Annotated in this window: 18 protein-coding genes; 10 read left to right on the top strand and 8 right to left on the bottom strand. The window is 63.8% G+C overall.

Going from position 1 to position 19,893, the window contains the following annotated elements; all coding sequences use genetic code 11:
* Positions 1-77: 77 nt before the first annotated feature.
* Together gor and pgi are read right to left on the bottom strand one after the other, a co-directional pair.
* Positions 78-1,424 carry a glutathione-disulfide reductase gene (gor, locus tag V2I08_RS15730; protein ID WP_349635928.1) on the bottom strand — a complete coding sequence of 449 codons (1,347 nt, stop codon included), beginning with the start codon at positions 1,422-1,424 and terminating at the stop codon, positions 78-80.
* A 171-nt stretch (positions 1,425-1,595) separates the two neighbouring features.
* Positions 1,596-3,101, bottom strand: a complete 1,506-nt coding sequence (pgi, locus tag V2I08_RS15725) for a glucose-6-phosphate isomerase (RefSeq protein ID WP_349635927.1) — start codon at positions 3,099-3,101, stop codon at positions 1,596-1,598.
* Between the two features lie 177 nt (positions 3,102-3,278).
* On the opposite strand from pgi, the gene lepB reads away from it, so the two are divergent.
* The 5 genes from lepB (at position 3,279) to V2I08_RS15700 (ending at position 6,924) form a co-directional block, all read left to right on the top strand.
* Positions 3,279-4,118, top strand: a complete 840-nt coding sequence (lepB, locus tag V2I08_RS15720) for a signal peptidase I (protein WP_349635926.1) — start codon at positions 3,279-3,281, stop codon at positions 4,116-4,118.
* Complete coding sequence (gene rnc / locus V2I08_RS15715; protein WP_037476311.1) at positions 4,115-4,798, top strand: ribonuclease III; 684 nt, start codon at positions 4,115-4,117, stop codon at positions 4,796-4,798. The genes lepB and rnc overlap by 4 nt, the downstream gene beginning before the upstream one ends.
* A 121-nt stretch (positions 4,799-4,919) precedes the next feature.
* Positions 4,920-5,207 (top strand): GIY-YIG nuclease family protein, encoded by a 288-nt coding sequence (locus tag V2I08_RS15710; protein ID WP_349635925.1) that lies wholly within the window; start codon positions 4,920-4,922, stop codon positions 5,205-5,207.
* A gap of 35 nt (positions 5,208-5,242) precedes the next feature.
* Positions 5,243-6,151, top strand: a complete 909-nt coding sequence (gene era, locus V2I08_RS15705; protein ID WP_349635924.1) for a GTPase Era — start codon at positions 5,243-5,245, stop codon at positions 6,149-6,151.
* A gap of 56 nt (positions 6,152-6,207) precedes the next feature.
* On the top strand, positions 6,208-6,924 hold the full coding sequence (locus V2I08_RS15700) for a GGDEF domain-containing protein (protein WP_349635923.1): 717 nt from the start codon (positions 6,208-6,210) through the stop codon (positions 6,922-6,924).
* Between the two features lie 10 nt (positions 6,925-6,934).
* Here the strand turns inward: V2I08_RS15700 and topA are convergent, their stop codons facing one another.
* The 3 genes from topA to plsY form a co-directional block, all read right to left on the bottom strand.
* Complete coding sequence (gene topA / locus V2I08_RS15695) at positions 6,935-9,523, bottom strand: type I DNA topoisomerase (RefSeq protein ID WP_349635922.1); 2,589 nt, start codon at positions 9,521-9,523, stop codon at positions 6,935-6,937.
* Between the two features lie 282 nt (positions 9,524-9,805).
* Complete coding sequence (dprA, locus tag V2I08_RS15690) at positions 9,806-10,888, bottom strand: DNA-processing protein DprA (RefSeq protein WP_349635921.1); 1,083 nt, start codon at positions 10,886-10,888, stop codon at positions 9,806-9,808.
* Positions 10,885-11,484 carry a glycerol-3-phosphate 1-O-acyltransferase PlsY gene (plsY, locus tag V2I08_RS15685; RefSeq protein WP_349635920.1) on the bottom strand — a complete coding sequence of 200 codons (600 nt, stop codon included), beginning with the start codon at positions 11,482-11,484 and terminating at the stop codon, positions 10,885-10,887. The genes dprA and plsY overlap by 4 nt, the downstream gene beginning before the upstream one ends.
* Before the next feature lie 105 nt (positions 11,485-11,589).
* On the opposite strand from plsY, the gene V2I08_RS15680 reads away from it, so the two are divergent.
* From V2I08_RS15680 to hemA, 3 genes are all read left to right on the top strand, one after another.
* Complete coding sequence (locus V2I08_RS15680) at positions 11,590-12,150, top strand: nucleotidyltransferase family protein (protein WP_349635919.1); 561 nt, start codon at positions 11,590-11,592, stop codon at positions 12,148-12,150.
* A gap of 38 nt (positions 12,151-12,188) precedes the next feature.
* Positions 12,189-12,992, top strand: coding sequence for a glutamate racemase (murI, locus tag V2I08_RS15675; RefSeq protein ID WP_349635918.1), 804 nt, complete (start codon positions 12,189-12,191; stop codon positions 12,990-12,992).
* Positions 12,993-13,133: 141 nt separating this feature from the next.
* Positions 13,134-14,360 carry a 5-aminolevulinate synthase gene (hemA, locus tag V2I08_RS15670; protein WP_349635917.1) on the top strand — a complete coding sequence of 409 codons (1,227 nt, stop codon included), beginning with the start codon at positions 13,134-13,136 and terminating at the stop codon, positions 14,358-14,360.
* Positions 14,361-14,532: 172 nt separating this feature from the next.
* Here the strand turns inward: hemA and V2I08_RS15665 are convergent, their stop codons facing one another.
* Both V2I08_RS15665 and V2I08_RS15660 read right to left on the bottom strand, forming a co-directional pair.
* Positions 14,533-15,177 (bottom strand): methyltransferase domain-containing protein, encoded by a 645-nt coding sequence (locus tag V2I08_RS15665; protein WP_349635916.1) that lies wholly within the window; start codon positions 15,175-15,177, stop codon positions 14,533-14,535.
* Complete coding sequence (locus V2I08_RS15660; protein WP_349635915.1) at positions 15,174-16,394, bottom strand: DUF3419 family protein; 1,221 nt, start codon at positions 16,392-16,394, stop codon at positions 15,174-15,176. Before V2I08_RS15660 ends, V2I08_RS15665 begins: the two co-directional genes overlap by 4 nt.
* A gap of 129 nt (positions 16,395-16,523) precedes the next feature.
* Here V2I08_RS15660 and V2I08_RS15655 point away from each other — a divergent pair, with 129 nt between their 5' ends.
* Both V2I08_RS15655 and V2I08_RS15650 read left to right on the top strand, forming a co-directional pair.
* Positions 16,524-17,519, top strand: a complete 996-nt coding sequence (locus tag V2I08_RS15655) for a ligase-associated DNA damage response exonuclease (protein ID WP_313924072.1) — start codon at positions 16,524-16,526, stop codon at positions 17,517-17,519.
* A gap of 91 nt (positions 17,520-17,610) precedes the next feature.
* A complete protein-coding gene (locus tag V2I08_RS15650; RefSeq protein ID WP_349635914.1) occupies positions 17,611-19,194 on the top strand; it encodes a cisplatin damage response ATP-dependent DNA ligase in 1,584 nt (527 codons plus the stop codon).
* Between the two features lie 81 nt (positions 19,195-19,275).
* Here the strand turns inward: V2I08_RS15650 and V2I08_RS15645 are convergent, their stop codons facing one another.
* Positions 19,276-19,839 (bottom strand): fasciclin domain-containing protein, encoded by a 564-nt coding sequence (locus V2I08_RS15645; protein ID WP_069064773.1) that lies wholly within the window; start codon positions 19,837-19,839, stop codon positions 19,276-19,278.
* Positions 19,840-19,893: the final 54 nt, after the last annotated feature.

The following is a 19,893-nucleotide window of genomic DNA, read 5'->3' as shown; positions in this document are numbered from 1 at the left end:
AATTCGTTCGGGCTGAGCTTGTCGAAGCCCTCCACTGATTGAGGTGAAGTGGCTTCGCTACGCTCAGCGCGAACGCATTATTTCAGCAACACCAATTCTTCGGCCATGCTGGGGTGCAGCGCGACGGTGTCGTCGAAATCCTGCTTGGTGAGGCCCGCCTTCACCGCGACGGCCGCGGCCTGCAATATTTCCGGCGCGTCCGGGCCGATCATGTGCAGGCCGACCACCTTGTTCGTCGTGGCGTCCACGATCATCTTGTAGAGCGCGCGCTCCTCGCGGCCTGCCAGCACATATTTCATCGGCCGGAAGTCGGACGTGTAGACCCGTACTGTGCCGAGCTTATTTTTGGCCTGCGCTTCGGTGAGGCCGACGCCTGCCAGCGGCGGATGGCTGAACACGGCCGAAGGCACGCAGTCATAGTCGACCGTGCGCGGATTGTCGCCGAACACCGTGTCGGCGAAGGCATGGCCTTCGCGGATCGCGACCGGGGTGAGTTGCAGCCGGTCGGTTACGTCGCCCACCGCATAGATGCTCTCGCAACTCGACCGGCTATACTCGTCAACCTTGATCGCCCCATTGTCGGCCAGATCGACGCCCGCGCTATCGAGGCCGAGCCCTTGCGTATGCGGCTTGCGCCCGGTGGCGAACAGCACGACATCGGCGGCGACCGGATCACCATCCTTGAAGCGGACGCAGAGTGTGCCGTCTTCATTCTTCTCGATCTTCTCCATCTGCGCGTTGAAGCGGAAATTAATCCCCTTGGTCATGGAAATCTGGAGCAGCCGATCGCGAATCTGTTCGTCATAGCCGCGCAGCAGCGTGCCGGACCGATTGACGATGGTCACATGGCTACCGAATTGATGGAAGATGCCGGCAAATTCATTGGCGATATAGCCGCCGCCGACGATGACGATGCGTTTGGGGCATTCGTTCAGATGGAACACCTCGTTGGAGGTGATGCCATGTTCCGCGCCTTCGATATCTGGCAGGATCGGCCAGGCCCCGGTGGCGACAAGGATATATTTCGCCGTAACTTCCCGCCCGCTGGCGAGCTTGACGCTGTGCGGCCCGGTTACGGTCGCGCGTTCGGGGATCATCTCGACCTTATGGCTGCTGAGCGTATTTTTATAGAGGCCTTCGAGCCGGTCAACCTCACCCAGCACATTGTCGCGCAGCGTCGCCCATTCGAACCCGCAATCGGGCACGTTCCAGCCGAAGCGGCGCGCATCCTTCAGATCCTCGGCGAAATGCGCGCCATAGATGAGCAGTTTCTTGGGCACGCAGCCGCGAATGACGCAGGTGCCGCCGACGCGAAACTCCTCGGCCACCGCGACCTTCGCGCCATGCCCCGCCGCGACGCGCGAGGCGCGCACGCCGCCCGATCCTGCACCGATGACGAAAAGGTCGAAATCATAGTCGCTCATGCCTGGCCTCCGCTTGGTTGCGGTGGATATGGCGGGTGGGCACCTGAGTTACAAACGGGAATCTTGCTTCTTTTGAGCAAACTAATGCCGTTCGCTTCGAGCGAAGTCGAGAAGCGACAAGCGCTGCGTCAGCGTTTCTCGACTTCGCTCGAAACGAACGGATCTACTTATCTAGTCGCCGCCCAGCGCCAGTTCGATCAGCGCCATGGTCGAGGGGTCGAACCCCTTGGCACCGTCCGCCTCGATCGACTTGGCGATTTCCTTGCCCAATTCGACGCCGAACTGGTCGAAGGGGTTGATGCCCATCAGCACCGCATTGGCGAAGGTGCGATGCTCGTAGAAAGCGATCAACGCGCCCAGCGCATGGGGCGTGACGTCTTCGAGCAGGATCGTAGTGGATGGCCGGTTGCCGGGATAGGCACGCGGCGGGTCGGCGTCATTATCCTTGCCGCGCATCAGCGCTGCGCCTTGCGCGAAGCAGTTGACCAGCAGCGCGCGATGATGCGCGGGGTCGAGCGCATGGCCCGGCTCGATCGAGGCGATGAACTCGACCGGCGAGAGGATCGTCCCCTGGTGCAGCAACTGGAACACCGCATGCTGCGCATCGGTGCCGACCCCGCCCCAGGTGATGGCGGCGGTGGGACCATCCACCGGCGATCCATCAAGCTGGACCGCCTTGCCGTTGCTCTCCATTTCCAACTGCTGGAGGTAGGAGGGCAAGAGCGCCAGCCGTTCGTCATAGGCGAACAAGGCACGGGTCTGGCAGTGCATGACGCGACTATAATATTGATCGACGAAGGCGGCGATCAGCGGGATATTCTCATTTGGAGCGGACAGGCGGAAATGGCGGTCCATTTCGGCCGCGCCCTCCAGCAGGCTTTCGAACGCATCCCAGCCCAACGCCAGCGCGGCGGGAAAGCCGATCGAAGACCAGAGCGAATAGCGCCCGCCCACTGATTCGGCGAAGGGCAGGATGCGGGTTTCATCAACGCCCCATTCGATCGCCTTATCGGGCGCGGCGGTCAGCGCGATCACCCGGCCATAGGGGTCTTCCACCCCGCCTTCGACCATCCAGTTGATCGCGCTCGCCGCGTTCAGCAGCGTTTCGCTGGTCGTGAAGGTTTTGGAAGCGATCGCGATCAACGTAGTGTGCGGATCGAAGCCCTCGATCGCGCGTTCCAGCGCGGTGCCATCGACATTGGAGACGATCGCGACATCATAGCGTACGCCATCGCCATCAAGCGCATCGACGATCAGCTTGGGGCCGAGCGCCGACCCGCCAATGCCGATATGCAATATGTGGCGGATTTCGCCCAGTGCGCCCGCCTCGATCGCGTCGATCAGCGCGCGCATGCGGTTGTGCAGCGTCTTGGCCTGCGCCACGCTGTCGGCATTGCCCTCGCCCCGCTCGGCGGTATGTTCGGCCGCGCGGCCTTCGGTGTTGTTGACCGCCTCACCCGCAAACAGCGCATCGCGGCGGGCAGCGAAGCCCTGATCCTGCGCCAGATCAAGATAGCGCGACATAAGCTCGTCGGTCAGATGCGTCTTGGACCAGTCGAACCGGATCGGTCCGTGCGACAATACCAGCTTGGACAGACGGTTGGGATCGGTCGTGAAAATGGACTTGAGGTCGGCGATAGGCAGTGCGGCGATGGCCGCCAGTGCAGTGCTGGGCATGCGATGGTCCCCTATGACGTTGGTCGAGATCGACGCTGCACCGGTCGATTCTTCCTGTCCTTACCCAATTTTCGCGCGCTTTGCATGGTCAAGGACATGCTTGACGTGCCCGACGCCAGGCTTCACAAGCCGCAACGGCCGCGTTGTCGGCGCATCCAAGGGACAAGACGACCACCCATGACTGCAAAATCGGAAACGCGGGACTTCCTATGGTTCCTCGCCAGGCTGGGCCTGTTCGTCTTCATCCTGCGCAGCTTCATCATTTCGCCGTTCAACATTCCATCGGAATCGATGCAGCCACGCTTGCTGATCGGCGACTATCTGCTGGTGGCGAAATGGCCCTATGGCTATTCGCGCTACTCGCTGCCGTTCAGCGTCCCGCTGATCCCCGGCCGCATCTTCGCTTCCACGCCCGAACGCGGCGACGTGGTGGTGTTCAAGGCACCCCCGACCCAGAAGAACGATTATATCAAGCGCGTCATCGGCCTGCCCGGTGACATGATCGCGGTGCGCGGCGGCACGGTCTATCTGAACGGCGCGGCCGTCCCCAAGCAGAAGGTCGCCGACCTCGTCATTCCCGTGACCCCGAACATGATCGACGCCGCGGCCAAGGAAGGCGCGGTCTCGCCTTGCTATCGGCCCGATTTCGAGGAACCGGCGACGGGCGGCGGCAAGCAATGCCGTTACCCCCAGTTCCGCGAGACGCTGCCTGCGGGCAAGGATTATCCGGCGCGCAGCTACAATGTCCTCGACCTCGTACCCGATGGCGCGGCGGACGATCGCGACACGGTGCTGGTGCCCGAAGGCCATCTCTTCATGATGGGCGACAATCGCGATCGCAGCGCCGACAGCCGCTTCCCGGCGGTCGAAGGCGGCGGCATCGGGCTGGTGCCGGAGGAAAATCTGGTCGGCAAGGCGATGATTTCGGTCTTCTCCACCGACGGCAGCGCCCACTGGCTGATGCCCTGGACTTGGGTGTCCGCTGCGCGCTGGAGCCGCATCGGGGAAGGCTTTTGAAATTGAGCGTCCATGGGCCTGATACGACGGGCTGGCTGAAGGCGCTGATCGGCCGCGCGCCGCGCGATCCCGCACCCTTCCACCAGGCACTCACCCATGGCAGCGCCAAGCCGGACAATTATGAGCGGCTGGAATTTCTGGGCGACCGCGTGCTGGGCCTGCTCGTGTCCGAATGGGTGTATGAACGCTTTGCCGGGGAACCCGAAGGCAAGCTGTCGCGCCGGTTCAACGCACTGGTGTCGGGCGAAACCTGCGCCGAGGTGGCGCGCGCGGCGGGCGTGCCGACGCATCTGGTGCTGGGCAAGCAAGCGCGCGACGATGGCGCCGCCAATAGCGACAATGTGCTGGGCGACGTGATGGAGGCGCTGATCGGCGCGCTCTATCTGGAGGGTGGGCTGGAGGAAGCGCGCACGCTGGTCCGCCGCCTGTGGGCCGACCGCGTCGATACCCAGACCGCCGCCCCACGCCATCCCAAGTCCGCGCTGCAGGAATGGGCGGCCGCCAACAAGCGCAAGCCGCCTGAATATGTGATGATGGACCGCTCCGGCCCACACCACGCGCTGCGCTTCACCGTGACCGTCAGCATCAAGGGCGCGGGCGAGGCCAGCGCGACCGGCGGGTCCAAGCAGGAAGCGGAAACAGCGGCAGCGGCAGCGCTGCTGGAGAAGTTGGCGGGGTAGAGGAAGCTGAAAAATCCGTTCGCCCTGAGCCTGTCGAAGGGCCGTCCTTATCTTCTGAATAACAGAGCAGGGCTTCGACAAGCTCAGCCCGAACGGTTTCTGTTGAAGGCTTGATGTTCCGATGCCCTTCTGGACCTACATGCTCCATTGCGCCGACCGCAGCTTTTATGTGGGTCATACGGATAATCTGGCATCACGCATCGGCCGGCATGAAGCGGGCCAAATCACCGGATACACGCAAGCGCGCCTGCCGGTGAAACTGGTCTGGTCGCAATCGTTCGGCACACGTATAGAGGCGCTGGAAGCCGAGCGGCAGATCAAGGGTTGGAGCCGGGCAAAGAAGCTGGCGCTGATCCGTGATGATTGGTCTTTGATCTCCACATTGGCGCGATCAAAGGTAGATAAGTAAGGCCCTTCGACAGGCTCAGGGCGAACGGAGTAGTTTTGACAAGCATTACTGAAAATCAGCGCTGTGGCGTCATCGCCGTTGTCGGTGCGCCCAATGCGGGCAAGTCCACGCTGGTCAATGCGCTGGTGGGGCAGAAGGTGGCGATCACGAGTCCCAAGGCGCAGACCACGCGCACCCGCGTCATGGGTGTCGCGATCGAGGGCAATGCGCAGATCGTGCTGGTCGATACTCCGGGCATCTTCGCACCCAAGCGGCGGCTGGACCGCGCGATGGTGCAGGCGGCCTGGGGTGGCGCGCAGGGCGCTGACCTGATCGCGATGGTGGTCGATGGCAAGGCCGGGCGCGGCCCCAAGCTGGAGCCGATCATCGAATCGCTCAAGCATCGCAGCGAACGCAAGTGGCTGATCCTCAACAAGGTGGATATCGCCATCAAAGAAAAGCTGCTCGTCCATACCGAGAAGCTGAACGAGACGCTGGGCTTCGACGAAATCTTCTTCGTGTCGGCTGCCACCGGCGATGGCCTGCCCGAACTCAAGGCCGCCTTCGCCGCTGCCATGCCCGAAGGTCCGTGGCATTTCCCCGAAGACCAGGTGTCCGACGCCACCGACCGGATGCTGGCAGCGGAAATCACGCGCGAACAACTTTATCACCAGCTTCACGCCGAACTGCCCTACGCCACCGCCGTCGATACGGAGCAATATAAAGAACGGCAGGACGGATCGGTCGAGATTCATCAGCAGATCTTGGTCGGTCGTCCGACGCAGCGCGCGATCGTGCTGGGCAAAGGGGGTCAGCGCCTCAAGGAAATCGGATCGAAGGCGCGCGAGGAACTGTCAGCATTGCTGGGGGTGAAGGTCCACCTCTATCTGCATGTGAAGGTCAAGGAAGACTGGGAAAATGATCGCGGCATCTATCGCGATATCGGATTGGACTGGGTGGAATAGAATTCGGCAACCACCGGAAATCGCTTATTTACCTTCTGTCGTTACGCCCCCGGTGCATGGGTACAAAACAAAAGATCGCCGCATGCATCGGCATTTCCGTTATCGGAACGGTGGTCATCATGGCGATCGTGTCGGCGATCCCCGGCATGTTCATTCCGCCGCGTTATTTTGTCGTGGGCATATTCTGCGCCGGCAGTTTGTCGACGCCAGTCTGCCTGCTTCTGACCCGTCAGGCCGAAGAAAATCAGCGTTTGCGCGAACAGTTGGAGCAACGTGTCGCCGAACTCGCGCTCTTGGCCCAGATTGACGGATTGACCGGCCTTTTAACCCGCAATGCCTTTTTCGATCGTGCGACCGCTCTGCATGACCAAACGGACACCTGGTTCCTGCTGATCGACATTGATCATTTCAAGAAATTCAACGACGATCATGGTCATCAGGCGGGCGACGCAGTGTTGCAGGCCGTTGGCCAGGCAATCCGCGAGGCGCTTGGTCCCGATGCCATCTGCGGCCGGATGGGCGGCGAGGAATTCGCCATATGCCTGACCGGCTGCGATGGCACCCATGCAAAACGCCGCGCGGAGCATGTGCGTGCCTCGATTCAGGCCCTTCGCGTCCGTGCGCCATCAGGCAGGATCGTGCGCGCCACCGCCAGCATTGGGCTGAGCACAGGCGATCCAGCCGTACCGATCGAAGTCAGCCTTCATCGCGCTGATCTGGCCATGTATGCGGCCAAGACCGGCGGTCGCAATCAGGTGCGACTCGCCGCCTGACCGCGTGCGTCTATTCCGCCGCCGCTGCCTTTTTCTTCGCCGGAGCCTTCTTGGCAGCAGGCTTCTTCGCCACGCCGTCCTTTTTGGCGGCATCCTTTTTCGCCGTGGCCTTCTTGGCCGGAGCTTTCTTCTTCGCGCCCTTCTTCGCCGGAGCCGCCGCCGCGCGGGCGTCGATCAGCTGCGCGGCTTCCTCCAGCGTCAGTGCATCCTTGTCCATCGTCTTGGGCAGGGTCGCGTTGGTCGTGCCGTCGGTGACATAGACGCCATAGCGCCCTTCCATCAGCTTGATTTCCAGCTCCGTGCGCGGATGCGCACCCAACACCTTCAAAGGCTCGCGCCCGGCGCTGCGCGGCCCGCGTGTCGCGGCCTCCGCCAGTTTCACGACCGCGCTGTTCATGCCGACTTCGAAAATCTCGGCGGTATTGGCCAGGCGACCATATTTGCCGTCATGCAGCAGATAGGGACCAAAGCGGCCGATATTCGCCACGATCGGCAGTCCGGTTTCGGGATGCAAACCGACTTCGCGCGGCAGGCTGAGCAGTTTGATGCCCCAATCGAGCGTCAATTCGCCATCGGGCAGATCCTTGGGGATCGATCCGCGCTTGGCTTCCTTGCCCTCGCCCATCTCGATATAGGGGCCGAAGCGACCGACCTTCTTGACGATATCCTGCCCGGTTTCGGGATGCTGGCCCAGCACCTCCGGCCCTGTATCTTCGCCATCCTTACCGCCCGGCTGACCGAATTTCCGCGTGAATTTACATTCGGGATAGTTGGAGCAGGCAATGAACGCCCCGAACCGCCCACCGCGCAGCGACAATTGTCCGTCCGCGCACAGCGGACAGGCGCGCGGATTGCTGCCGTCCGCCTTGGGCGGGAACAGCATGGGTTCGAGGAACTTGTCCAGCTCGGCGGTAATGTCCGACGGCTTCTGCTCCATGATTTCGGCCGTCTTGGGCTTGAAATCACGCCAGAAGGCTTCGAGCACTTCCTGCCACTGGGCCCGGCCGCCGGAAATATCGTCCAGCTCGTCCTCAAGACCCGCGGTGAAGTCGTAGGACACATAGCGCTCGAAGAAGCGCTCCAGAAAGGCCGTTACCAGCCGCCCGCTTTCCTCAGCGAAGAAGCGGTTCTTCTCGATCCGCACATAGTCGCGATCCTTGAGCACCTGCAGCGTCGAAGCATAGGTGGATGGACGCCCGATCCCCAGTTCCTCCAGCCGCTTGACGAGGCTGGCTTCGGAATAGCGCGGCGGCGGCTGCGTGAAATGCTGGTCCGCCATGACCTTCTTCTTCGCAGGCGCATCGCCTTCCGCCATGCGGGGCAGCAACTTTCCGTCTTCGTCGTCGCTGTCGTCGCGCCCTTCCTCATACAAAGCAAGGAAGCCGGGGAAGATCACCACCTGCCCCGTCGCGCGCAGCGTATGCGTGCCGGTGGCGTCGTTCATGTCGATGGTGGTGCGTTCCAGCCGCGCCGACGCCATCTGGCTGGCGAGCGCGCGTTTGAACACCAGGTCGTACAGGCGCGCATGGTCGCCGCTGCCCACCTTGTCGCGCGAAAAATCGGTCGGCCGGATGGCTTCATGCGCTTCCTGCGCATTCTTCGCCTTGGTCTGATAGATGCGCGGCTTGTCCGGCACATAGCCGCCATCATAGCGCTGCGCGATCGCGGCGCGCGCGGCGGAAATGGCGCTGCCGTCCATCTGCACGCCATCGGTCCGCATATAGGTGATCGCGCCATCTTCGTAGAGCTGTTGCGCGATCCGCATCGTATGGCTGGCCGAGAAACCCAGCTTGCGCGCGGCTTCCTGCTGGATCGTGGACGTCGTGAAAGGCGGCGGCGGATTGCGGGTGAGCGGCTTGGTCTCGACCCGTTCGACGGTGAAGCGTCCGGCCTCGACATCGGCCTTGGCCGCCATCGCGTCGCCTTCCTTGCCGATCGTCAGCCGCTCGATCTTCTCGCCCTTCCACCGGACAAGGCGGGCGGTGAAGGCCGTGCCGTCCTGCTCCATCTCGGCCGCGACCGACCAATATTCCTGGGGCGTGAAGGATTCGATCTCGCGCTCACGCTCGACCACCAGCCGCAGCGCGACCGATTGCACCCGGCCCGCCGACTTGGCACCGGGCAGCTTGCGCCACAGCACCGGCGACAGGGTGAAGCCCACCAGATAGTCGAGCGCCCGGCGCGCGCGATAGGCGTCGATCAGATCCTCGTCCAGCGCGCGCGGCTTGGCCATCGCGTCCAGCACCGCCGCCTTGGTGATCGCGTTGAACGTCACCCGGTCCACGATGGCCGGCAAGGCTTTCTTGGCACGCAGCACTTCTTGCACATGCCAACTGATCGCCTCCCCTTCGCGATCAGGGTCAGTCGCGAGGATGAGGCGCGTCGCCTTCTTGGCGGCATCGCTGATGGCCTTGAGCTGCTTGCCCTTGTCGCCATAATTTTCCCACGACATGGCAAAGCCGTCATCCGGGTCCACCGACCCGTCCTTCGCAGGCAGGTCGCGAATATGGCCATAGCTGGCGAGCACATGGAAATCCCCGCCCAGATATTTTTCGATAGTCTTCGCCTTGGCCGGCGATTCAACGATGACAAGCTGCATTTACGGCCCCGAACTTTGATGCCTCACACGTACGCGCGAGTCTGGAAGGCGATGACGGCGGGCGTCAAGCGGTGCGTGTGATTAGGGGAGATGTGGAACAAGCGCCAGCCCCAACCACTGCCGTCATGCAAGCGAAGGCTTGCACCGCAACCGAGAAAAACTGGAACATGGATGCTTTCATTTTGCCCCTTTCGTTTCGAGCGAAGTCGAGAAACCTGTGCGCAACATTTCTCGACTTCGCTCGAAACGAACGGAGGATGAGTGTCTAATGGGTGCCAACCTTCACCGCAAACTCACCCGTCCGCCCGCCAGCCGGTCCAGCCGCTCGGCCAGTTCCAGTTCCAGCAACACCGTCTGCACTACCGCCGGACTAAAGCCGCTCAGCCGGATCAGATCGTCGACCGGCGCGGGCGCATGGCTGAGCAGCGCGATCACCGCGTCGCGTTCGCCCGCCGAGACGTCGCTCGACACGGGTTCGCCCGCAAAGTCGAAACTGCCCTGCCGCACCATGCGCGGGTCGATCTGGCCGACAGCTTCCAGCACATCAGTCGCATTCTGGATCAGCGTCGCGCCGTCGCGGATCAATTGGTTGCACCCCTGCGCGCGCGGGTCGAGCGGGGAGCCGGGCACGGCCATCACCTCGCGCCCGGCTTCGCCCGCCAGCCGCGCGGTAATGAGCGAGCCGGACTTGGGCGCGGCCTCCACCACCACGGTCCCCAACGCCAGCCCGGCGATGATGCGATTGCGTGCCGGGAAATGCCGCGCCAGTGGCTGGGTGCCCGGCGGGTGCTCGGTCACGAGCAGGCCTTCGTCCGCGATCTGCGCCTGCAAGTCGCGATTTTCCGGCGGGAACACCACGTCCAATCCACAGGCGATGACGCCGATCGTGCCGCTGGCTACCGATCCCTGATGCGCGGCCGTGTCGATGCCGCGCGCCAGGCCCGACACGACAACCGCGCCGCGCTGCCCCAGATCCTGCGCCAACACCCGCGCGAACCGCACGGCCGCTGCTGACGCATTGCGCGCGCCGACCATCGCGATACATTGACCCTCGGCCAGCGCCGTATCGCCCCGAACGATCAACGCGGGCGGCGCGCCCTCCATCTGGTCGAGCAGCGCGGGGTAGTCCGCATCGCCCATCATCAGATAGCGGGCGCCCAAAGCCTGTGACGCCGCAATCTCCCGCTCCACCGCGCCCGCGTCCGCCACGCTGGCCTTGCCACCACCGCGCGCCGCGAGGTCAGGGATGGCGCGCAACGCCGCTCCGGCCGTGCCGAAGCGGGCGAGCAACTGCCGATAGCTGACCGGGCCGATCCGGGGCGATCGGATCAGCCGCAGCCGGTCGAACCGCTCCCCCTCGCTCATTCCTTGGCGGCCCCGATCTTAGGCTCCGTGCCCTGCATCAGCCGCCCGATATTGGCGCGATGCCGCCACAGCAGGATCAGCGTCAGCGCCAGCGTCACCGGCACCAGATCGATCCGCCCCATGAGCCACAAAGCGATCGGCGCGCTGACCGCTGCCGCCATACCGCCGACCGACGACCATTTCGTTCCGAACAGCGCAGCCAGCCACATCGCCGCAAAGATGCACCCGGCGGGCCAATGCAACGCGGTCACCACACCCATCATCGTCGCCACGCCCTTGCCCCCGGCAAAGCGCAGCCAGACCGGATAGCAATGGCCGATAAAGGCCATCGCGCCCGCCATCGGCCCGCCCCCCTCAATGAGCGCCGCGCCGATCAGCACCGCCACCGCGCCCTTGAGCAGATCCAGCAGCAAAGTCGCCGCCGCCAGCCCCTTGCGCCCAGTCCGCAGCACATTGGTCGCGCCGATATTGCCCGACCCGATCTGCCGCAAATCCCCGGCCCCGGTGAGGCGCGTCAGCACCAGGCCAAAGGGGATGGAACCAAGCAAATAGCCAAGGGCCAGCACGAAGAGCGGAAGCAGCCAGGGAAGTGTCATGATCTCGCCGATAGAAGGAAAGCGCGACCATAGCGTGACGAACGGAACGGGCAATGGGCAAGATACGGGCATTCCGATCCATCTTGTGATAGTTGGTTTGCCGTGATGCACGACCAGGAATTGAGCCGCATATTAGCCGACGACCCCTTCCGGTTGCATGCGCTGTCGCTCGTTCGGGCGCTCGACCTTGCGGATGGTTGGATTGGGGCCGGCTTCGTGCGCGACGCCATATGGGACCGATTGCATGGCCGCCCTGTCCAGCCGCCCATCGGCGACATCGACGTCCTTTGGTTTGATGCGGCCAAAGCTACGCCTGAAGTGGACAAAGGTCTTGAAGCCTCACTCGTCCATCATTCGCCGGACTCGATCTGGTCCGTAAAAAACCAGGCGCGTATGCATGATCGCAACGGAGATACACCCTATACCGATGTCGCAGATGCGATGCGGCACTGGCCAGAAACGGCTACGGCCGTGGCGGTGCGCCTGTCGCGAGCCGGGCGAATTGAAATCAATGCACCCCACGGCTTGGACGATCTATTTGCTCTGCGGCTGCAACCGACGCCGGATTTTGTGACGAGCAAGCGCGCGATCTTCGACGCACGGATTCGGAGCAAGCGGTGGCAGGAACGCTATCCCCTGCTCCTACCTCCGGTGCCCTCCCGCTAGTTGACACCCTCGCCCGATCCCGCGACATGGTCGCCATAATGACCGTCGCATCCTCCGCCCCGATCCTGTTTTTCGATTCCGGCGTCGGGGGATTGTCCATCCTCGCCCCTGCCCGCGCGCTGATACCAACGGCGCCGATCGTCTACGCCGCCGACAGCGCGGGCTTTCCCTATGGGACCAAGAGCGAGGCGGAGATTGCGGCGCGGGTGCCCGCGCTGCTGGGGCGGCTGGTGGAACGCTATCGGCCGCGCCTTGCCGTCATCGCCTGCAACACCGCGTCCACTATCGCGCTGCAGCATGTGCGCGCCGCGCTCGACATTCCGGTCGTCGGCACCGTCCCGGCGATAAAGCCTGCCGCGCTGGCGTCCAAAACCCGCGTGTTCGGGGTGCTGGGTACCGCCGCCACCGTGCGCCAGCCCTATGTCGATCGGCTCGCTGCCGAACATGGCGCGGACTGCATCATGCTGCGCCATGGCAGCGCGGCGCTGGTCGAACTCGCCGAGGCGAAACTGCGCGGCGAACCGCTCGATCCCGCGATTGCCCGCACCGCACTGGCAGGATTGGCCGAGCAGCCAGGCGGTGATCGGATGGATGTGGTGGCGCTCGCCTGCACCCATTTTCCGTTGGTGGAAGCCGAACTGGCGGCCGCCGCGCCTCGTCCGCTCACCTTCGTCCATGGCGGCGACGGCATTGCCCGGCGCATCGCTTTTCTGACGCAGGGCCAGTCCTGGCCCGACACGCCGCCGCCGGGCATAGCGGTATTCACGCGCGTCGATGACAAGGTCCGCGCCCTCGTCCCGGCGCTCGCCCGCTACGGTCTTTCCCGCCTGGAACAGCTATAATATAGGGGCTTGGACAAAAGGTCCGATATCACTGATCGGTATTTCCCCCTATGTCTGCGAGCGGTTAGCGCTGGTAATGCGCGCCATCTACCGGTAAACGCCGCACCCAGAGGATGCGGGCCATCAAGGGATAGGGCGAGCGTGAACTACAAGCATATCTTTGCGCAGGCGATCGACCGTCTTCATGAAGAAGGCCGGTATCGGGTGTTCATCGACATCCTCCGCAATCGCGGTTCCTACCCCAATGCGCGCTGTTTCCACGGCCATAACGGCCCCAAGCCGATCGCCGTCTGGTGCTCCAACGACTATCTCGCCATGGGCCAGCATCCCAAGGTGATCGCCGCGATGGAAGAGGCGCTGCACGATGTCGGCGCGGGTTCCGGCGGCACGCGCAATATCGGCGGCAACACCCATTATCATGTCGATCTGGAAGGTGAACTGGCCGACCTGCATGGCAAGGAAGCAGCGCTACTGTTCACCTCGGGCTATGTCTCGAACGAAGCGACGCTGGCGACGCTGGCGCGTCTGCTGCCCGGCTGCATCATCTTTTCCGACGAACTCAACCATGCCAGCATGATCGCGGGCATCCGCAATTCGGGCTGCGAAAAGCGCGTCTTCCGCCACAATGATGTCGAGCATCTGCGCGAATTGCTGGCCGCCGAAGACCCCGAAGCGCCCAAGCTGATCGCCTTTGAAAGCGTCTATTCGATGGACGGCGACGTAGCGCCGATCGCGGAAATCTGCGACCTGGCCGACGAATTCAACGCGCTCACCTATCTCGACGAAGTTCATGCCGTGGGCATGTATGGCGCGCGCGGTGGCGGCATTTCGGAACGCGACGATGTCGCGGATCGGCTGACCATCATAGAAGGGACGCTTGGCAAGGCGTTCGGCGTCATGGGCGGCTATATCGCCGCCGACCAGATGATCGTCGATGTGATCCGCAGCTATGCGCCCGGCTTCATCTTTACGACCTCGCTGTCGCCGGTGCTGGTCGCTGGCGTGCTGGCGAGCGTGCGCCACCTCAAGGCGTCGAGCGAAGAGCGCGAGGGCCAGCAGGCCGCCGCGTCCATGCTCAAGACGATGATGGCGGACGCTGGCCTGCCGGTCATGCCGTCGGTGACGCATATCGTCCCGCTGATGGTCGGCGATCCGGTCAAGGCCAAGCGGATCAGCGACATCCTGCTCGCCGAATATGGTGCCTATGTGCAGCCCATCAATTACCCCACCGTTCCGCGCGGCACCGAGCGGCTGCGCTTCACGCCCGGCCCGGCGCACACCGAAGCGATGATGCGCGACCTGGTGAGCGCGCTGGTCGAGATTTGGGATCGACTGGATTTGGAGAAGGCGGCGCGGCGCGCGGCTTGACTCTATCCTTCTCCCTTGAGGGAGAAGGATACGAAGCCTTTCCGAACGCAGTGAGGTTAGGCGTAGTTGGATGAGGGTACGCGCGCTATCGCATCGTCGTACACCCTCACCACTGCGACTAGGGCAGCAAGCTGCCAAGTCTCGTTACCTCTCCCTGCAGGGAGAGGTCGTATTAGCCCAGCGCCACACCACCCCGTAGCGCATAACCGCGATAAAGCGGCCTTATGCTGGCTTCACCGCCCACATCGCCAGCCACTTTCTCGATCGCCGCTCCCAGCACCTGGCGCGGCGTCACATGAAACTGCGCCAGCCAGCCGAACAACGCCCGCCGCCACACGCCCGGCCAGCCCTCCTGCTGGCCGAAATCGACGACTTCCAGCCGCCCACCCGGCGCGACGCAGCGCGCCGCCTGGGCCAGCGCCGCTTCCCATTCGGGGATCATCGACAGGGCATAGCTGATGAACACCCGGTCGAAGGTCGCACGACCGAATAGCGCCATCGGATCGAAATCGACCGCATCGCCCCGCGCCAGGCGCACGCAGCGCGCCATGCCGACCCGTTCGACCGATATCTGCGCCGTGTCGAGCATCGCCTGCGAAATATCGACGCCGTACAGCCGAGCATGGGGCCAGACCTTGCCTACTGCGATCAGGTTGCGCCCGGTGCCGCAGCCAATTTCCAGCACGCTGCCGCCCGGTGGCGGTGCCAAATCCGCAATCAGGCCATCACGCCCCAGCAGATAATATTTGCGGGTAATGTCATAGATATGACGCTGCCAACGATAGGTGCCGTCCATCAATCGCCCATGGTCGCTCACAGCGCGTCCTTCAGCACATAGAGATGGACACCGCCATAAATGGCCGAACGATCGCGCGCGGTATAATCAAGCGACGCTTCGGCCCGATAGTCCCAGCGGTTCAGCACCGCGTCCACGACCCGGCCCGGCAGGATGCTGGGTTCACCCGCCGTGCGGAACAGCACTCTTGCGCCGGGCCTGGCCGTCCGCGTGATCTGTGCCCACAGCGCATTGAGTTGCTCGTCATCCATCCAGTCCTGTGCATCGAGCAGGATGTAGCGATCCGCCGAGGCATCGGGCTGTTCGCGCAGGAAGTCGGTGAAGTTGGCATGACGCACATCGACACGATCCGCCCGCGACCGGACGGCGTCATGATTGGCGGCTTGCAGATAGGGCGGCAATGGGCCCTCGCCCCCCGCATAGCCGCGGCCGAACGCCTGCACCGCGAAATAATTATCCTTAAGGTCGAAGTCGCAGGCGAGCTTCTCCAGCCGGGCCTTCAGCACCACGTCCATGCGCGCGTTACCGGCCAGCGCCTCGAACTGCGCGGGCGGGATGCCCAGGCCAAAGAGCGAGGCCGGCTGGCTGGTGAGCCAGCGGACAAAGGCGCGGTCGAAGATCGGCGCAACCTCCCGCTCGAAAATCTCGCGCTGTTCGGCGCGCGACGTTGCCGCCAGCATCCGCCGCAAATCCACGCCATGCACCCGCGCCAGCAGATGCGCCGCACCGATGAAGCGACCCAAAAGCCCATGTTTGTAGATGCCGCGCGCAAATCCGCCGATCCGTCGCCGCCCGATCAGGTCGCGCCCTTCCCAATAGCGCCGTGTCGCTTCATCGAGGTGCGGCGCGACGATGTCGCGATAGGCGGCGATATTCTCCTTGCTGTCCGCCTGCGCGAAGAAGCGGTGGAAGGCGGCATGGTCGGGCAAGGTCCGTGCCGCCATCAACTTCAACTCGTTGAGCGCAATATGCGCGGTGTTCAGATCGACCGCGGTAATCTTGGCCGGATCAGCGGTCAGGTAAGACAGCACGTTGCAGCCCCCCGACGCGATCGTCACGACATGGCTGTCAGGCGTGATCGCCAGCGCTTCCATGTCGACGGCGGGGTCTTCCCAAATCTGGGCATAGACAAGGCCGCGGAAGGCGAAGGTGAAAGCGCGCTCCAGCAGCCCCTGTTTGGACAGATGCCGGTGGCGATGCACCGCGCGCGTGACGTTCTGATGTGCCGGTGCCGCCATGTTCAAGCCTCCTCGCAGTCGGGTCGTGGGCGGCGCATAGGGCAGATGCGTGTCGTGGCCGTGACGATAGCGTTACGTCCTTGTGACCAGCTTGCGGAACCGCTGGCGCGCTCACATCTTCTGGAGGGAATGGCCCATTGGATCGAACCCCACCCCACCGGCATCTATGTCCGCCCCGCCGATGCCTGGATCGACCCGTCGATGCCACGCGAGCGGGCGTTGGTGACGCATGGCCATGCCGATCATGCGCGCGGCGGGCACGGCCATGTTTGGGCCACGCGCGAAACGCTGGCCATCATGGGGCTGCGCTATGGCACGGCATCGGGCACGCCGGTCGGCTATGGCGAGGAAATCCGGCTGGGCGGCGTCACCATCCGCTATGTCCCTGCGGGTCATGTGCTGGGATCGGCGCAGATCGTGCTGACCCATGCGGGCGAGCGCGTCGTCGTGACCGGCGATTACAAGCGCCGCCCGGACCCGACCTGCCCACCCTTCGAGCCGGTGCCTTGCGACATTTTCGTCACCGAAGCGACCTTCGGCCTGCCCGTCTTTCGCCATCCCGACACGGGTAGCGAGATCGACCGGCTGCTCGCTGCGCTCCACGCCAATCCTGATCGCTCTGTTCTTGTCGGCGCTTATGCGCTGGGTAAGGCGCAACGGGTCATCTGCGAACTGCGCGCGCGCGGGCACAGCGACCCCATCTATCTTCACGGCGCGATGGAGCGCATGTGCGCGCTCTACGCCGAACTCGGCGTCGAGATGGGCGACCTGCGCCCCGCCACGGGCGTCGCGGCCAAGGATATGCGCGGCGCTATCGTCGTCGCCCCGCCTTCTGCGCTTAACGACCGCTGGAGCCGCCGCCTGCCCGACCCGATCACTGCCATGGCGTCCGGCTGGATGCGCGTGCGCCAACGGGCGCGGCAGAAGAATGTCGAACTGCCGCTGATCCTGTCCGACCATGCTGACTGGGACGAATTGACCGACACCATCCGCGAGGTCGCCCCCACCGAAACCTGGATCACCCATGGCCGCGAGGAAGCGCTGCTCCACTGGTGCATGACCCACCAGATCCGCGCGCGTGCGCTGGCGCTGGTCGGGCGCGATGACGAGGAGGAGGAAGGGTGAACCAAATATCCCCCCACCCGTTCGGTTCGAGCTTGTCGAGAACTGCTCCTGCCCTGTTCTCGACAAGCTCGAACCGAACGGAGGTGGGATCATGAGACCCTTCTCCCAACTGCTTGACGCCCTCGTCTACACTCGCTCGCGCAACGGCAAGCTGGCGCTGATCGCGGCATACCTCCGCGCCGCGCCAGACCCGGATCGGGGCTGGGCGCTCGCCGCGCTGACCGGCAATCTCGACCTCAAGGCCGTCAAATCCTCCGCCATAAGCGAGATGATCCGCGCCCGCGTCGATCCTGTCCTCTACGAAATGAGCCGCGATTATGTCGGCGATCTTGCCGAGACCGTCGCCTTGCTCTGGCCCCCGCCACCCAATGAACCACCCGACCTGGACGATGGCACGCTGACGCTGGCTACCGTGGTCGATCGCCTGCACGCCACCATCCGCGCCGCCGCGCCCGACGTTCTGGCGCAGATGATAAACCATCTCGACGCATCGGGCCGCTTCGCCTTGCTCAAACTCGCCACCGGGGGCCTCCGCGTCGGCATCTCCGCCCGCCTCGCCAAGATGGGTTTCGCGCAGGCGTTCGTCCTGGATGTCGATGATGTCGAACAGGTCTGGCATTCCCTGACCCCGCCCTACGCCGAATTGTTCGACTGGGCGGAAGGCCGCACCGAACGACCCGACCCATCGGGCACCCCCTTCTTCCGCCCCTTCATGCTCGCCCATCCGCTCGAAGCCGACAGCGTCGACCTCAGCGACTATGTCGCCGAATGGAAATGGGACGGCATCCGCATCCAGATCGTCGGCACGGGCAGCGAGACCCGCCTCTACAGTCGGGCAGGCGACGATATTTCCGCCAGCTTTCCCGAAATCGCCGCTGCTTTCACTGGCCATGCCGTGCTGGATGGCGAGTTACTGGTGCGCGGCGAGTTTCAGGGTGGCGAGGCAGCGAGTTTCAACGCCCTGCAACAACGGCTCGGCCGCAAGGTCGTCAGCGCCAGGATGCAGGCCGACTATCCCGCTTTCGTCCGCCTCTACGACCTGTTGCTCGACGGCGACGAGGATTTGCGCGCCCTCTCCTGGACCGACCGCCGCGCCCGGCTCGAAGCCTATATGCCGCAACTCGACGCCACGCGCTTCGATCTGTCCGCCGTCATCAACGCCGCCGATTTCGACGCGCTGGCCGATATTCGCGCCGGTGCCCGCGACGCCGCGATCGAAGGCGTGATGCTCAAGCGCCGTGACAGCCCCTATGTCGCCGGGCGCAAGGCGGCGCTCTGGTATAAGTGGAAGCGCGATCCCCTGACCGCCGATTGCGTCATGATGTACGCCCAGCGCGGCCACGGCAAACGCTCGTCCTTCTATTCCGACTATACGTTCGGCTGCTGGACGGCGGACGGCGAACTGCATCCGGTCGGCAAGGCCTATAGCGGCTTCACCGACGAGGAACTCAAGATGCTCGACCGTTTCGTCCGCCAGAATACGGTGGCGCGCTTCGGCCCGGTGCGGGAAGTCGAAAAGTCGCTGGTACTGGAAGTCGCGTTCGACAGCATCCACGACAGCAAGCGTCACAAATCCGGCCTCGCCATGCGCTTCCCCCGCATTGCCCGGATCCGGCGCGACAAGCCAGCGGCAGAGGCCGATACCGTGGAGGGATTGAAAAAACTGGTGCGCTGAGCCTGCTCCACCAACACAAACGGGCCAGTGACGGGGATGTCCCGCCACTGGCCCGCCGTCCTTCATGTCACCTGACAGGGATCAGGGCATCAATACCGTATCGATGACATGAATGACGCCGTTGGACTGGTTGACGTCGGCGATGGTCACCTTGGACGTGCCGCCCTTGGCATCCTGCAGATAGACGGCATCGCCATCCTTCCACGCGGTCAGCGGCTGACCCTCGACCGTCGTCAGGGTCGCCTTGCCACCGGCGGCCTGCGCGGCCGCGATGATGTCGGCGGCATTCATCTTGCCCGCGACGACATGATAGGTCAGTATCTTCGTCAGCGTCGCCTTATTCTCTGGCTTCACCAGCGTATCGACCGTACCGGCAGGCAGCTTGGCAAAGGCGGCGTTGGTTGGCGCGAACACGGTGAACGGCCCGGCGCTCTTGAGCGTATCGACAAGGCCAGCCGCCTTGACGGCAGCGACCAGCGTGGTGTGATCCTTCGAATTGACGGCGTTATCGACGATATCCTTGGTCGGATACATGGCCGCGCCGCCCACCATTGGGTTCTTTTCCATATGATGATTGGCCAGGGCCGCGCCGCTGACGGACAACAGGGTCGCGGCCAGCGCGAGCGAGACGTTCGAGAATTTCATGGGCTTACTTCCTCTTCCACGCATCGGCTTGATAGAGATGCGATGCTGTTACGT

The organism is Sphingobium sp. MK2 (assembly GCF_040170545.1).
GTDB lineage: Bacteria > Pseudomonadota > Alphaproteobacteria > Sphingomonadales > Sphingomonadaceae > Sphingobium.
The sequence above is the reverse complement of the archived record's forward strand: the minus strand, read 5'-3'. Positions and strand labels throughout refer to the sequence as shown.

Coding starts and splice junctions, on each gene's coding strand:
- murI (WP_349635918.1), top strand. CDS start 12,189: ATGACCGTCGCATCCTCCGCCCCGATCCTGTTTTTCGATTCCGGCGTC.
- V2I08_RS15660 (WP_349635915.1), bottom strand. CDS start 16,394: ATGGCGGCACCGGCACATCAGAACGTCACGCGCGCGGTGCATCGCCAC.
- plsY (WP_349635920.1), bottom strand. CDS start 11,484: ATGACACTTCCCTGGCTGCTTCCGCTCTTCGTGCTGGCCCTTGGCTAT.
- topA (WP_349635922.1), bottom strand. CDS start 9,523: ATGCAGCTTGTCATCGTTGAATCGCCGGCCAAGGCGAAGACTATCGAA.
- V2I08_RS15650 (WP_349635914.1), top strand. CDS start 17,611: ATGAGACCCTTCTCCCAACTGCTTGACGCCCTCGTCTACACTCGCTCG.
- gor (WP_349635928.1), bottom strand. CDS start 1,424: ATGAGCGACTATGATTTCGACCTTTTCGTCATCGGTGCAGGATCGGGC.
- V2I08_RS15645 (WP_069064773.1), bottom strand. CDS start 19,839: ATGAAATTCTCGAACGTCTCGCTCGCGCTGGCCGCGACCCTGTTGTCC.
- V2I08_RS15655 (WP_313924072.1), top strand. CDS start 16,524: ATGGCCCATTGGATCGAACCCCACCCCACCGGCATCTATGTCCGCCCC.
- V2I08_RS15700 (WP_349635923.1), top strand. CDS start 6,208: ATGGGTACAAAACAAAAGATCGCCGCATGCATCGGCATTTCCGTTATC.
- pgi (WP_349635927.1), bottom strand. CDS start 3,101: ATGCCCAGCACTGCACTGGCGGCCATCGCCGCACTGCCTATCGCCGAC.
- V2I08_RS15710 (WP_349635925.1), top strand. CDS start 4,920: ATGCCCTTCTGGACCTACATGCTCCATTGCGCCGACCGCAGCTTTTAT.
- lepB (WP_349635926.1), top strand. CDS start 3,279: ATGACTGCAAAATCGGAAACGCGGGACTTCCTATGGTTCCTCGCCAGG.
- V2I08_RS15680 (WP_349635919.1), top strand. CDS start 11,590: ATGCACGACCAGGAATTGAGCCGCATATTAGCCGACGACCCCTTCCGG.
- dprA (WP_349635921.1), bottom strand. CDS start 10,888: ATGAGCGAGGGGGAGCGGTTCGACCGGCTGCGGCTGATCCGATCGCCC.